This is a genomic window from Amphritea atlantica (genome assembly GCA_024397875.1).
Lineage (GTDB): Bacteria > Pseudomonadota > Gammaproteobacteria > Pseudomonadales > Balneatricaceae > Amphritea > Amphritea atlantica_B.
The window spans coordinates 151,636-164,600 of record CP073345.1; the positions used below are offsets into that span (position 1 = coordinate 151,636).

Below are 12,965 nucleotides of genomic sequence, written 5' to 3' on the forward strand. Positions count from 1 at the left end.
ATCCGCTAAATAGTCAATTTTGATTGGTTAAATCGCCGTTTTACTGCAAAACTGTGAAATAGCATTGAGCAAAAGCAAAACTTGCTCAGCGAACAACAGGAGAGAGACAATGATTCTGGTTAAAGAGATCATGTCTGAGCACATGACTCCATTAAAAGAAGGGATGTCGTTACCCCAAGCCCTAGACCACCTTCTCGCCAGCAATATGCTCGGACTTCCGGTTACAGATGACAAAAAACATGTCACTGGCTTTCTGTCTGAACAAGACTGCATCCCATACCTGCTGGGTGATAGTTACCACTGCGACAGCCATGTTCTGGTAAAAGATATGATGCGGCGTGACCCACTCACAGTGAAGCCGACCAACACGGCACTGGAGCTGGCTCAGATGATGACCACCAATAAACCGAAAGTTTACCCCGTGGTAGAAAACGGCATACTGGTAGGCGTGGTTAAACGGAGTCAGGTAATGGCGGTGTTAAATCAGCAACTTAAGCACTGTCGGGTCGCCTGAGAGCAGATATGCTCTGCTGATTAACAGAGCATTCTGCAGAAGGATTCAGGGGCAGGGGTTTGAATACCGCACCCCAATCAGGTCTATCTGCTCAAGAACCTCCGCAGACAAAGCCAGGTTGATTGAGTCTACATTGCTCTTCAGCTGCGCCAGCGTTGTGGCGCCGATAATATTACTGCCGACAAACGGACGACTGTTGACAAAAGCCAGCGCCATCTGAGCCGGATCAAGACCATGATCACGGGCCAGCTGTACATATTCAGCGGTTGCTTTCAGGCCGTTTTCTGTCAAATAGCGGGAGAATCGCGGAAACTGATTTATCCGGGCATCGGCGCCCGCACTACCATCCAGATACTTACCACTCAGCGTACCAAAGGCCATTGGCGAATAGGGCAGAAGGTCGACATTTTCCCGCATCAACACCTCTGTCAGGCCAACTTCATCTTTACGATTCAGCAGGTTGTAAGGATTCTGCACAGAAACCACCCGGGGCAGCCCCAGCGACTCAGCATATCCCAGAAACTTCATCACGCCCCAGGGTACCTCATTGGACAACCCGACATAGCGGATCAGACCTTCATCCACCAGCGCTTTCAATGCCTCAAGCGTCTCCAGCAATGGCGTGCCATCTTTATCTGGCTGATGCCTGTAATTCAGTTCACCAAAAAAATTGGTCGCCCGTTCGGGCCAGTGCAACTGATAGAGATCGATATAATCGGTTTGCAGTCGCTGCAGACTGGCGGTCACAGCCGCCCTGATATTGGCTTGATCGAGACACAGACCTGGCCGGATATGGCTGGCCATTTCGGCAGGGCCGGCCACTTTAGTCGCAATAATCATCTGCTCCCGGTTACCCCGGGCTTTTAACCAACTTCCGATATACTGCTCGGTTCGCCCCTGAGTTTCAGCCTGAGGAGGAACCGGGTACATTTCGGCGGTATCCAAAAAATTCACCCCCCGGGCAACGGCATAATCCAGCTGCTCATGGGCTTCACTTTCAGAATTTTGCTGACCAAACGTCATCGTACCCAGACAGATACGACTGACATTCAACTCGCTGCCGCCTAAAATTTTATACTCCATACCCTCTCCCCCTTTCCTGTTTACCGAGATCAGAGATTAATCAATCAGGAAACCGGCAATAACCTGACAAAATACGATTTAAGATAGTCGGTTTCAGGGATAGCCGGATGCACTGGATGATCCCCTCCCTGATGCCCCTGATCAAAAATCTGCGCCTGACGATCCAGCGCCCGGCTTTCTGAACGGATCATATCCACCAGCCGCTCACGCTCCAGATGCATCGAACAGGATGCTGAAACCAGAACACCGTTTTTGGCCACCAGACGCATCGCCAACTGATTAATCCGCTTATAGGCCTGCTCACCATTGCGGATATCCTTGCGTTTCTGAATAAAGGCAGGGGGATCCACGATCACCACATCAAACTTTTCCTCTTCCTCCAGCAACATTTTACAACCATCAAAAGCATCCCCCTGAATCGTGGTAAAACGCTCCTCACCACCGTTCAGAACGGCATTCTCCTGAGCGATATCCAGCGCAAACTCGGAGGCATCCAGACAGGTGACATGTTCTGCACCGGCAGCCAGCGCCTGAACGCCCCAGCCACCTATATAGCTGAACAGATCCAGTACCCGCTTGCCTTCAACATGTTGCTGCATCCGGGCACGGTTAAGGCGGTGATCATAGAACCAGCCCGTTTTCTGACCTTTATGCACCGGTGCCAGAAAGGACACCCCGTTCTCTTCAAACGGCACCAGTTCGGGCACCTCACCAAAGGCTACTTCGGTGTAGCTCTCCAACCCTTCAGTCTGACGCATCTTGCCGTCATTCCGAAACAGTATTCCCTGCGGCTTAAACACCTTTTCCAGCGCGGCAACGATATCCTCTTTAAACAACTCCATTCCGGCGGTTGAGATCTGCACCACAAAAATATCGAAGAACCGGTCGATCACCAGTCCCGGCAAACCATCACTATCACCAAAAACCAGACGGTAGCAGGGCTTATCAAAGCAGGCTTCACGCAGAGACAGCGCGATATTCAAACGGTGTACAATCAGCGAGCGATCCAGCGGAATCTTTACACTGCGACTTACCAGACGCCCGCAGATCAACGAATTGGGGTTCACATACGCCAACCCCAGCGCCTTTCCGGAAGAGCTCTCCACCACCACCTGCTCACCCGGGGTAAACTGCTTCAACGGGGTTAGCTTTGTGTTCACTTCATTGCTGTAGATCCAGACATGGCCACCGCGAAGACGCTTATCAGCGCCGGAATTCAAACGTAGTTGTTGCAAGGAGAGTTACCTTCAGGATTACCGTTATTAGGAGGGCAACCGACAGAGATATCCCGCGGACCCAGAAAACAGAAAGCCCCGCAGTGGCAGGGCTTAAATTTTTTTGTGATCAGTGATCCGATCAGCTTTCCGCTTCGCACAGCTCCGCGTAACCATCCGCATCCAGCAGGTCATCGGTTTCGCTTACATCAGAAAGACGGATCTTTACAAACCAGCCATCACCGTACGGATCGCTGTTGACCAGTTCAGGAGCATCTTCCAGCTCCTCATTGATGGCAATCACTTCACCACTCAGAGGCGCGTACACATCTGATGCAGCTTTAACCGACTCAACCACACCCAGATCATCACCAGTAGCAAATTCAGAGCCCGCTTCAGGCAACTCAACAAATACTACATCACCCAGAAGATCCTGGGCATGATCGGTAATACCTATAGTAACCACACCGTCACCTTCGTCACGGATCCATTCATGGCTGGCAACATACTTCAGATCACTTGGGATATCGCTCATTTTCTCTTTCCTACAGTGAGAGTTTATGAAAACACTTTCTCGCCATTACGCACAAATGACGGTTTTACCACTTTAACTTCTACCAGTTTGCCACGCATATCAACATGACATGTATCAGCAATTTCAGTTGATACCCGGGCCATTGCGACAGAACAACCCAATGTAGGCGAAAAAGAACCACTGGTGATTTCACCCGCTTCCTCACCGTTAATCATCACTTTCTGATGGCTACGAAGAACACCACGGCTCTCAAGCACCAGACCTACCAGTTTCTGTTTTACACCAACACTGCGCTGATTTTCAAGCGCCTTACGGCCAACAAAATCACGTTCAGCCGGTTCCCAGGCGATTGTCCACCCCATATTAGCCGATAGCGGAGAAGTTTTCTCATCCATCTCGGAACCATACAGATTCATTCCGGCCTCCAGACGCAAGGTATCGCGAGCACCCAGACCACAGGGGGCAACACCCGCATCTGCCAGTGCCTGCCAGAAGTCTGCAACATACTCCTCCGGCACCATGACCTCAAGCCCATCTTCACCAGTATAGCCAGTTCTGGCAAAAAACCAGCCTTCCGATTCAAGCCCCTGAAAAGGCTTCAGACCCTGAATCAGTTTACCACGGGATTCGCTCACGACAGAGGTCACTTTTGCTATCGCATTGGGGCCCTGAATCGCTACCATTGCCAGTTCAGGGCGCTCGGTCAATGCGACATTATCGAACGACGCAGTATGATCAGCCATCCAGCGTATATCTTTTTCACGAGTGCCACAGTTAACCACCACCCGGAACCACTCACCCGTCACATCAGGGTCGGTCATCAGGTAAACTATCAGGTCATCGACAACGCCACCGGTTTCATTCAGCATGCCGCTATAGAGCGCTTTACCATGCTCCTGAAGACGAGCCACATCATTCGCCAGTAAATAACGCAGATACTCTTTGGCATCCGCCCCGGTCACATCAACCACGGTCATATGCGATACATCAAACATACCGACATCGGTACGTACCTTATGATGCTCCTCAACCTGTGATCCATAGTTAATAGGCATATCCCAGCCACCAAAGTCGACCAGCTTAGCGTTCGCCTGCTGGTGTTTTTGGTAAAGTGCGGTTTGGTGTCCCATATTCTTAACTCTTTTATCCTGAGCGACTCTTTCATCACTCTGTAACTGACACTGTTAATTGTTATTAAGCGTTGAAGCTAAGGGCTATATCTGAAAAGGGCAGACAATGTATATAGAATTTTCAGACAGTGCAAATTTTGTACTCAGATTCTCGCAGATCCATTTATATGTCTATCAAGACCCGCGGCCGCAGCACTCTTTTTCTCAGTTCAATAACCGACATTAATCCCTGACAGGCCTTCGGGCCAGGCGCGGCAGATTGCCACTCAGTCCCATCGCCTGCAGGACGATATGATTTTTAACCGGCGACAAGCGGTTCATCAGACTCATCCCGGTATTACGCAATAATATTGAAACCGGAGCACGGGTGTTAAACAGTCGCTTAAACCCCTCCATAGTGGCGGCCATCTGCAGGTTTTCACTCTGTCGTGAACGCTGAAATCGGCGCAGATGATATTCAGAGTTCCACGCCACACCCGCCGCCAGCCCCTCCATAATGGTTTCAGCCAGCGCGGCGGCATCCATCAGCCCCAGGTTCACTCCCTGTCCTGCCAGCGGATGGATTGTATGCGCCGCATCTCCGATCGCTGCAAATCCCGCTTTTACATACTGTTTTGCATGACGCTGACGCAAAGGAAAAACAAACCGCTGATCGGTATGTTTCACGGCCCCTAAACGTCCCTCAAACGCGCGTTCCAGCGCCAGACAGAACTCAGTATCGTCAAGTTCCATCAGCGCTTTGGCGTGATCGGGCGAGGTTGACCAGACAATCGAGCTGAGGTGAGCGTCCGGCAAAGGCAGAAATGCCAGCGGGCCGTCTTCGGTAAAACGCTGCCAACAGGTCGCCTGATTGGGTTGCTCAGTTGTCACCGTGGTGACGATCGCATGATGGCCGTAATCCCACTCCCACATGCCGATGCCCGCCAGTCTGCGGGTATTTGACAGAGCGCCATCGGCAGCGACAACGCAGCGCGCCGGTATAGTTTCGCCCGTACTGAGTGTCAGCGTGCGCACAGCATCCGTATCGGGCTCCGAAAGCGCTTCCAGTTTTACCCCAACAGACAGTTCACAGTTTGCCTGACTCAGCACCCGGTGCAGCAATGCAGCCTGAGTAACCCGGTTTTCAACGATGTGACCAAGACAAGGCTCATGCAGCTCAGTGCAGTCAAAGCGAATCTGGCCACTACCCTCACCATCCCAGACATCCATTGCCCGATAGGGCATAAAACGCATCTGTTCAATCCGGGACCAGGCGCCGGCAACCGTTAACACCTGCTGAGAGGCAACGGTTAATGCGCTTACCCGGGGATCATAGCCCATCTCCCGCTGAGACTGCTCCCCTTCCAGAGCGCTCTGAGGATCGAAATCCCGGCTTTCAAGAATACGGATACGTAGACCACTTTCTGCCAGCAATGCCGCCAGTGTCAGCCCCACCATACCGGCACCGACAATAACCAGATCTGTTTCGTTGTGTTGTGTCATTTGAGTCCTCTCAGACCGCTTATACAAAGCAACCGGATACAGGGTAAATTAGCGCAGATCAGGGGTTGGCTGATCGAGCCCCATCGCGCTGCGGGCAAACACTGTTTTAGCCAGCGGACAGATATCCAGCAGCTGCAAACCGGCACTTCGCCCCAGCGCCAGCAACGGATTACTGTTGGAGAAAAGTTTCATTGCCTTGTCACTGAAGCCAATGGTTTTTTGCTGATCCTGACGCACCTGTTCGGCAAACCGGGTCAGATGGTTGATATCCCCCAGACTGATGCCCGCCTCCCGGGCCCGGATCAGTTCAGCCGCCAGAGACACCACACCGCGCAGCGCCAGATTATAACCCTGACCGGCGATAGGGTGCAGCGCATGAGCAGCATTGCCGAGCACTATCAGCCCCTGTCGCACCTGCTCATCGGCAACACTGAGTTTCAGGGGATAACTGTAGCGCTCACCCACTTTAACAAACACGCCGGCACGGTAACCAAACCGCTCATGCACCCGCTCAATAAATTCCCGGTCGTTCAGCGCCATCATCTCTTCTATCTGGTCATCAGGCACGGTCCAGACCAGTCCCATGCGGTGGCTGATACCGCTCTGTCCTGTCGCGGGATCCGCCGGCAGATCTTCGAGCGGCAGAAGGGCCATCGGACCGGTATCGGTGAAGCGCTCATAGGCAATATTATGATGCGCCGTTTCCGGACTGATATTGGTAACCAATGCATGCTGATGATAGCGCTGTTGCTGATAACCGATACCCAGCTGTTCGCACAGCCCGGAGCGACCGCCATCAGCCATCACCACCAGTTCGGCGGTCAGCCGATGCTCACCCCCCTCTACGGTCAGTGACACCTCCATTCGGTCCTGCTGGTCCTGTTGGTAGTTCACTGCAGTCACTTCGGCCGGACAGAGCAGATCGATATGGCCAGCATCATCCTGCGACAGGCGATTCATCAATACCCGTCCCAGCCAGTGATTTTCCACCACATAGCCTAAGGCGGCGACATTCTCATCGCGGGCATTGAGTCGTGAAACGCCAAAACGCCCCTTATCTGACACATGAATATCGGTGATCGGGCACACATGCTCACGCAACTGATCCCAGATCCCTATCTGTTCATAAATGAGCCGGCTACCATACGCCAGGGCAGTGGCCCGGGCATCATAGCTGGGCTGGAACTGGATACTGTCAGCATCGGGCATCGGAAACGCTTCAACCACCGCGACCGATAACCCCAGCCGCTTGCCCGCGGGGATCAGGGACGCGGCGAGGCTGGCACCCACCATACCGCCACCAATGATCAAAATATCGTAATGCTGTTTCATAAAGGCCTGATTATTAAGACTTAAAGTAGCGTTTTAGTAACACGGCACGGGCCGATTACTGACGCATTAACTGCTCTATCTCAGCCACACTCTTAGGCACTCCGGCACTGAGAATTTCATATCCATCTGCGGTCACAAGCACATCATCTTCTATGCGAATACCGATACCGCGCCACTTTTCATCCACATGTTCATTCTGCGGCGAGATATAAATACCCGGCTCTACCGTCAGTACCATGCCCGGTTCCAGTGGCCGCCAGTCGCCATCGACTTTGTAATCACCGACATCGTGCACATCCATACCCAGCCAGTGGCCAATACGATGCATATAAAATGCTTTGTAAGCTCCGCTTTCAATTAACCCTTCCAGTTCCCCTTTTAGCAGCCCAAGATCCATCAGCCCCTGGGTTAATATCTCTACTGACAGATCATGAATACGGATCCAGGGAACACCAGGGCGAATCGCTTCGATACACGCCAGCTGAGACTTCAGCACCAGCTCATAGATCGCTTTCTGCTCCGGGCTGAACAGCCCCGAGACGGGGAAAGTCCGGGTAATATCACCGGCATAATAATCCAGTTCACAGCCGGCATCGATCAATACCAGGTCACCGTTTTTCAGCTCATCCCGGTTTTCGGTATAGTGCAGTACACAGGCGTTATCACCGCCCCCCACGATAGAAGAGTATGCCGGCAGTCGGCAGCCATTCATGGCAAAGTGATGACTAATCTCAGCTTCCAGCTGATACTCCTTCATACCGGAATTGCACGCTTTCATCGCCCGGACATGAGCCTCCGCAGAGATTCGCCCCGCTTCGCGCATCACCTCAATCTCCTGAGCTGATTTAAATAGCCGCATTTCATGCAGAAGATGGTCAAGCATCACGATCTCAGCGGGAGCAACAGCTCCCAGACGGGCTTTTTTACGGATACTGTTGAGCCAGTCACGCACCTGACCGTCGAGGGTTTCACGGGTTCCCATGGAGTAGTAAATCCGCGCCTTACCCTCTAACAAGCCGTCCATCCGTTCATCCAGTTCAGCAACCGGATAGGCCTGATCAGCACCGTACTCATTACATGCACCTTCAGGTCCGGCGCGATAGCCGTTCCAGATCTCCATCTCAGGATCCCGGTCACGACAAAACATCACCACCTGCCCTTCGTTGCGGCCCGGTATCAGCAACAACAGCGCATCCGGCTCATTAAAACCGGTCAGATAATAAAAATCACTATCCTGGCGAAACGGATACTCCACATCCCGGTTGCGCGGCACTTCTGCCGCCGAGGGGATAACCGCAACACTTCCCGGAGTCATCTGATCCATTAACTGCTGACGGCGGGCGGCAAAATCTGACTGACTGATTCGCATCTCTGTAGTCACTCCTGTTAATGAAGGGTTGCACCCGGTGCAACCTCATCCTGCGACGGAGGAGCATTAAACTCGCCAAATATCATCATAGATGAGATACGGACATATTCCTGCAGCTCCATGAGATCCGACTCACTGTCTTCATCCGCTTCAGGCTCCAGTTCTATCTGAGCGATCTGCTCCATATCGGAGAGCGCTTCTTTCAGCTCATCTGAGAGTGACTCATTGGTATGCCCTCCCTGCAGGCCGAAGCCGGTCAGATACCCCTGACACCAGCACCCCAGCGCTTCGGCCCGTTCGGCCATAGACAGATCATCATCGGGCAACAACAACTGAAAACCAAAATCGCCCTGCTCCAGTTGCGCAACCACTCCATCATAGAGATCGGTAAACGCCAGTTTCGATGACTCATGGCGAAACTCAGTGATATCGGTTAGCTCCGCGGCCAGCTTCAGCCAGGCTTCGTGACTGAAGCGGGCGCCGGCAGAAAGATAGCCACACAATAAGCCATGCAGTTCTGCGGCACTGCTGGTCATGCTGTCTTCAGCGACCAGCACATCACACATTTCATAATATTCAGGGAGAAAATCTTCAGGGGACTGCGTTTCGGGCATGGCGGAGCTACTCTGTATCGGCTTAACTTTTCAGGATTCATATCCTAGCACTTCAACTACGGTGGCACCACGAAACAGCGCTCGATTACCAACCATTTTCCGCTTATTATACGGTCTCTGATAATTGAGTCTTACACTATGTCTGCGCAAGCGTTCGATAAACTGGAACAACAGATTAATGAGCTGATCCGGCACTGCCATCAACTTGAGCAGTCAAACCGGGATCTGCACCTGCAAATCTCTGCCCTGAAAGAGGAGCGCAGCCAACGCCTTCAGGTCGTCAGTCAGACTGAGCAGAAAATCGAAGCGATGGTCAGTCGCCTTAAAACACTGGAGCGGCAGGCATGAGCAATTCTCCCCGAAACATCTCCGTCACCCTGCTGGGAAAAGAGTATGTGGTCGCCTGCCCGGCAGAAGCAGAGGAAGAGCTACTTAAAGCGGCAGCCTATCTGGATAAGAAGATGCAGGACATCAGAGCCGGAGGACGAATTATCGGCTCCGAAAAAGTCGCCGTCATGGCGGCGCTGAATATCACTTACGAACTACAATCCAGCCAGACTGCAGAACGACAGGCGACCAGCGCCCGGCTCGATCAGCTGAGTGAGTTAATTGCGCACACCCTGCCGGATAGCGGACAGCCTTAAACTTGAATTTTTTTCATCTACAATAAATACACATAACTTTCATGCGGTTATGTCGCACATTCTTTTCTGTTTAGCATAGTTAAGTTTTAATTCAAGGCTGACTTTCCATTCTGGAGCAGTATAATGGAGTCAGCTCCCTGAGGTTATTGGTAGTCGGGTTTAGTCCCTTGAGCCGATAATCACACTTTTGGAAGCTTCCAGGTTAACTGATGTGCATGTCCGCCAGACGGAAAGCCTAATGTTCTCCGGAGGCTGCCACCTTGAACCCTCGGGTTCAGGGCCGATACCTGCGCCGCAACCTTGGGGAGTCTTTTCTTTTTCCTTCCGCACCTAATGTATGAACAAAGCCACAGAATTCAAACAGAGTCTGCGTCGACAGATGCGTACAGCCCGACGCAACCTTACCCCTGTACAGCAGCGGAATAACGCCCATGGAATACTCGCGACCCTGCGCCGCCTGACTCAGTTCCGCCGCAGCCGCACTATTGCCCTTTACCTTGCCAGTGACGGGGAGATCAGTGCCGAACAGATTATCCATTACTGCCGGAAACGGGGTAAACGATGCTTCCTGCCCGTCCTGCACCCGGTACGCCACAACCGCCTCTGGTTTATTAAATACAATAAAGACACTGTTTTAACTAATAATATCTACGGAATTAAAGAGCCTTCACTGATACAGGCACCACGACGCCCTGCCTGGGCACTGGATCTGGTACTATTGCCACTGGTGGCATTTGATGATGAAGGTGGGCGTCTGGGTATGGGTGGCGGCTATTATGACCGCACCTTTGCATTTAAACAGGGGTGGCGTAAAGACAGGGGAACCCGCCTGATCGGACTGGCACATGACCTGCAGAAAGTGGATCAGCTGAAAACCGAAAGCTGGGACATTCCACTTGAGGGTGTAGCCACCGAGCAACGCTTCTATCCCGCCGCCCGATAACAGAAATTAGTTGTTAAACACCTGCCCAACCAACGAGACAAACTCGATATCGGCATGACTGACGCCTGTAAAAACAGTACCCAGTACAAACACGGCGATTAATACAGCAACCAGATCCGGTCCTTTTTTCATTCTCTACTGCTCAAAAGGTTTATTTCACTAAATCAAAAGCGCGCACATTCTTCCATAAAGGCGAAAAAATACAAGCATTTTTATCATGTATTTTTAAGATGTTACATGCACTTTATCGACAATTGCTTTAAAAGCTTTAGAGAAGACAGCAATTTCATGACATAAGTTCCGCTTTTTTAAAGAAAATCACAGAAAAAGCGGAAAAATCGACAAAACCACGGGCATCACCACCATAGAAAGCAGCGTTTGCCCCGTAATGATCGCTGACATCAGCACCGCATCTCCACCCAACTGCCGGGCCAGAACATAGGCAGAGGGAGCCGTTGGCAGTGCACTAAAGAGCAGTAACACCTGAACCACGTCAGGGGAAGCAACAAACAGCCAGCAGATCAGTGACATCAGACAGGGAAACAGTAACAGCTTAATAACACTGCTATAGATAACCGCGCCACCCGCTTTACGCAGAGCAGTAAGATTGAGACCGGCACCAACCGCCAACAACGCCAGCGGCAAGGCAATGCCGCTCAGTAATTCTGCAACCGAAGCCACCATCCACGGTAAGCCGATACCTGTCAGATTCAGAAAGATGCCGACAAAACAGGCAACTATCAGCGGATTTTTCACCACCGCCAGCAGGGCACTCAGATAGCCGGCATCCTTGCGGGTATAAAGGCTGAAAATCAGCACACAAAGAAGATTTAACAGGGGCACCATCACCGCGATAATAACCGCCGCCACTGCCACCCCGGTATCACCAAACAGAGCCGCGCTTGAAGCCAGCCCCACATAGGTATTAAAACGCATACCTCCCTGATACACCGACGTAAAACTGCTGTTGGCCAAGGGCATCAGCCGCTGCACCCCCAGCAAGATCGCGGTTGCTGAAAAAAGTAACAGCACCACCGCCAGCGCAACGTCAGAAACCGGCACCGCTCCTACATCCGCAAGACTCAGTTTGTAGACCAGCAGAGTCGGGAACAGCAGATAATAGATCAGCTTCTCCGCAGGCTCCCAAAAACCATCGCCCGGAAAGCCAGACCTGCGAATAACATGCCCGACACATAGCAGTGCAAAAACCGGCCATAAGGCCGTGAGAATCTCGCTCATCTGTGTTTATAATCCATTAGAACCCTGCCACTGTCAGGTTGCAGATGCGGAGCCTGAGAGCCGCAGATGCAATGTTGATAAAAGATCTGCAGGATTATCGGATGATCAACAGAGGTTGTCAGCACTTTTTGCAGACTGCAGCTATCCTTCTGATAAGGATCTGGATAGTTAATCAACCGGTCAGCGGATCATCTCTATACACAAGGTTTAAAACGCCTGCACTGCACAGGCGAAAATGACTACCGGGATCAACGGGGACAGCGATCCTGGTTTGGACACACTTTACAGGAGCAACAACAATGACATCCCTCGTACTTACGGTGATCGCCCCGGACAAACCCGGTCTGGTAGAACAGCTGTCCCAAACCATCGCCAGCAATAAAGGTAACTGGCTGGAAAGCAGCATGTCCCGCCTGGCGGGGAAGTTTGCCGGCATCCTGACGGTCTCAGTTCCGGACGCTCAGGCAGACACGCTGCTGGAGGCGTTGCAGAAACTTGAGTCGCAGGGTATGAAAGTGATCGCCGAACGCAGCAGTGAAGCGACAACACCAACCGACAGCAACAGCATCACCCTGGAACTGATCGGCCACGACAAGCCCGGAATTGTCCGGGAGATATCCCAGGCACTGAGCCGCTATAATATTAATGTTGAGCGATTATCCACTGAACTGGTCAGCGGCTCGATGTCTGCAGAGCTTTTATTTAAAGCCGATGCCGATCTGACAGTGCCAGCCGGAGTCGATCTGGACGACCTGCAACAGTCCCTTGAGGGCATTGCCAACGACCTGATGGTCGATATAACTCTGAACTGAGACCGTGCCGATTGCATAAAAAAGCCCGCAACTCAGCGGGCTTTTTTTAGGGCC

14 protein-coding genes and 1 other RNA gene are annotated in these 12,965 nt (G+C 52.0%); 6 read left to right on the top strand and 9 right to left on the bottom strand.

All coding sequences use genetic code 11. The features are described from left to right. Positions 1-109: 109 nt before the first annotated feature. The gene (locus KDX31_20290; protein UTW05725.1) at positions 110-514 is read left to right on the top strand and encodes a CBS domain-containing protein; all 405 of its coding nucleotides are present in this window, start codon (positions 110-112) and stop codon (positions 512-514) included. Positions 515-559: 45 nt separating this feature from the next. On the opposite strand, the gene KDX31_20295 is transcribed toward KDX31_20290, so the two are convergent. The 8 genes from KDX31_20295 to KDX31_20330 all read right to left on the bottom strand — a co-directional run bounded on the left by KDX31_20295 (position 560) and on the right by KDX31_20330 (position 9,273). Continuing rightward, on the bottom strand, positions 560-1,597 hold the full coding sequence (locus tag KDX31_20295; GenBank protein UTW05726.1) for an NADP(H)-dependent aldo-keto reductase: 1,038 nt from the start codon (positions 1,595-1,597) through the stop codon (positions 560-562). Between the two features lie 44 nt (positions 1,598-1,641). Further along, positions 1,642-2,832, bottom strand: coding sequence for a class I SAM-dependent rRNA methyltransferase (locus KDX31_20300; GenBank protein ID UTW05466.1), 1,191 nt, complete (start codon positions 2,830-2,832; stop codon positions 1,642-1,644). Positions 2,833-2,953: 121 nt separating this feature from the next. Then, positions 2,954-3,346: a glycine cleavage system protein GcvH gene (gene gcvH / locus KDX31_20305; GenBank protein ID UTW05467.1), complete on the bottom strand. Its 393-nt coding sequence runs from the start codon at positions 3,344-3,346 to the stop codon at positions 2,954-2,956. Between the two features lie 23 nt (positions 3,347-3,369). Continuing rightward, positions 3,370-4,476 carry a glycine cleavage system aminomethyltransferase GcvT gene (gene gcvT, locus KDX31_20310; GenBank protein ID UTW05468.1) on the bottom strand — a complete coding sequence of 369 codons (1,107 nt, stop codon included), beginning with the start codon at positions 4,474-4,476 and terminating at the stop codon, positions 3,370-3,372. A 222-nt stretch (positions 4,477-4,698) separates the two neighbouring features. Further along, the gene (locus tag KDX31_20315; protein UTW05469.1) at positions 4,699-5,958 is read right to left on the bottom strand and encodes a UbiH/UbiF/VisC/COQ6 family ubiquinone biosynthesis hydroxylase; all 1,260 of its coding nucleotides are present in this window, start codon (positions 5,956-5,958) and stop codon (positions 4,699-4,701) included. Between the two features lie 48 nt (positions 5,959-6,006). Then, entirely contained in the window at positions 6,007-7,290 is a 1,284-nt protein-coding gene (gene ubiH / locus KDX31_20320; GenBank protein ID UTW05470.1) for a 2-octaprenyl-6-methoxyphenyl hydroxylase, read from the bottom strand. Between the two features lie 55 nt (positions 7,291-7,345). After that, positions 7,346-8,659 carry a Xaa-Pro aminopeptidase gene (gene pepP / locus KDX31_20325; protein UTW05471.1) on the bottom strand — a complete coding sequence of 438 codons (1,314 nt, stop codon included), beginning with the start codon at positions 8,657-8,659 and terminating at the stop codon, positions 7,346-7,348. 17 nt (positions 8,660-8,676) lie between these two features. Continuing rightward, positions 8,677-9,273 carry a UPF0149 family protein gene (locus KDX31_20330; GenBank protein ID UTW05472.1) on the bottom strand — a complete coding sequence of 199 codons (597 nt, stop codon included), beginning with the start codon at positions 9,271-9,273 and terminating at the stop codon, positions 8,677-8,679. A gap of 138 nt (positions 9,274-9,411) precedes the next feature. Between KDX31_20330 and KDX31_20335 the strand changes: the two genes are divergently transcribed. The 4 genes from KDX31_20335 (at position 9,412) to KDX31_20350 (ending at position 10,860) form a co-directional block, all read left to right on the top strand. Continuing rightward, on the top strand, positions 9,412-9,621 hold the full coding sequence (locus KDX31_20335; protein ID UTW05473.1) for a DUF904 domain-containing protein: 210 nt from the start codon (positions 9,412-9,414) through the stop codon (positions 9,619-9,621). Beyond that, positions 9,618-9,917, top strand: a complete 300-nt coding sequence (locus KDX31_20340) for a cell division protein ZapA (protein ID UTW05474.1) — start codon at positions 9,618-9,620, stop codon at positions 9,915-9,917. Before KDX31_20335 ends, KDX31_20340 begins: the two co-directional genes overlap by 4 nt. Before the next feature lie 131 nt (positions 9,918-10,048). Continuing rightward, positions 10,049-10,228: non-coding RNA, 6S RNA (ssrS, locus tag KDX31_20345), on the top strand. 26 nt (positions 10,229-10,254) lie between these two features. Further along, positions 10,255-10,860, top strand: coding sequence for a 5-formyltetrahydrofolate cyclo-ligase (locus tag KDX31_20350; protein UTW05475.1), 606 nt, complete (start codon positions 10,255-10,257; stop codon positions 10,858-10,860). 318 nt (positions 10,861-11,178) lie between these two features. On the opposite strand, the gene KDX31_20355 is transcribed toward KDX31_20350, so the two are convergent. Then, positions 11,179-12,099 (bottom strand): AEC family transporter, encoded by a 921-nt coding sequence (locus KDX31_20355; GenBank protein UTW05476.1) that lies wholly within the window; start codon positions 12,097-12,099, stop codon positions 11,179-11,181. Between the two features lie 299 nt (positions 12,100-12,398). On the opposite strand from KDX31_20355, the gene KDX31_20360 reads away from it, so the two are divergent. After that, entirely contained in the window at positions 12,399-12,911 is a 513-nt protein-coding gene (locus tag KDX31_20360; protein ID UTW05477.1) for an ACT domain-containing protein, read from the top strand. Positions 12,912-12,965 lie beyond the last annotated feature (54 nt).

Coding starts and splice junctions, on each gene's coding strand:
- KDX31_20290 (UTW05725.1), top strand. CDS start 110: ATGATTCTGGTTAAAGAGATCATGTCTGAGCACATGACTCCATTAAAA.
- KDX31_20295 (UTW05726.1), bottom strand. CDS start 1,597: ATGGAGTATAAAATTTTAGGCGGCAGCGAGTTGAATGTCAGTCGTATC.
- gcvH (UTW05467.1), bottom strand. CDS start 3,346: ATGAGCGATATCCCAAGTGATCTGAAGTATGTTGCCAGCCATGAATGG.
- gcvT (UTW05468.1), bottom strand. CDS start 4,476: ATGGGACACCAAACCGCACTTTACCAAAAACACCAGCAGGCGAACGCT.
- KDX31_20315 (UTW05469.1), bottom strand. CDS start 5,958: ATGACACAACACAACGAAACAGATCTGGTTATTGTCGGTGCCGGTATG.
- ubiH (UTW05470.1), bottom strand. CDS start 7,290: ATGAAACAGCATTACGATATTTTGATCATTGGTGGCGGTATGGTGGGT.
- pepP (UTW05471.1), bottom strand. CDS start 8,659: ATGCGAATCAGTCAGTCAGATTTTGCCGCCCGCCGTCAGCAGTTAATG.
- KDX31_20330 (UTW05472.1), bottom strand. CDS start 9,273: ATGCCCGAAACGCAGTCCCCTGAAGATTTTCTCCCTGAATATTATGAA.
- KDX31_20335 (UTW05473.1), top strand. CDS start 9,412: ATGTCTGCGCAAGCGTTCGATAAACTGGAACAACAGATTAATGAGCTG.
- KDX31_20340 (UTW05474.1), top strand. CDS start 9,618: ATGAGCAATTCTCCCCGAAACATCTCCGTCACCCTGCTGGGAAAAGAG.
- KDX31_20350 (UTW05475.1), top strand. CDS start 10,255: ATGAACAAAGCCACAGAATTCAAACAGAGTCTGCGTCGACAGATGCGT.
- KDX31_20355 (UTW05476.1), bottom strand. CDS start 12,099: ATGAGCGAGATTCTCACGGCCTTATGGCCGGTTTTTGCACTGCTATGT.
- KDX31_20360 (UTW05477.1), top strand. CDS start 12,399: ATGACATCCCTCGTACTTACGGTGATCGCCCCGGACAAACCCGGTCTG.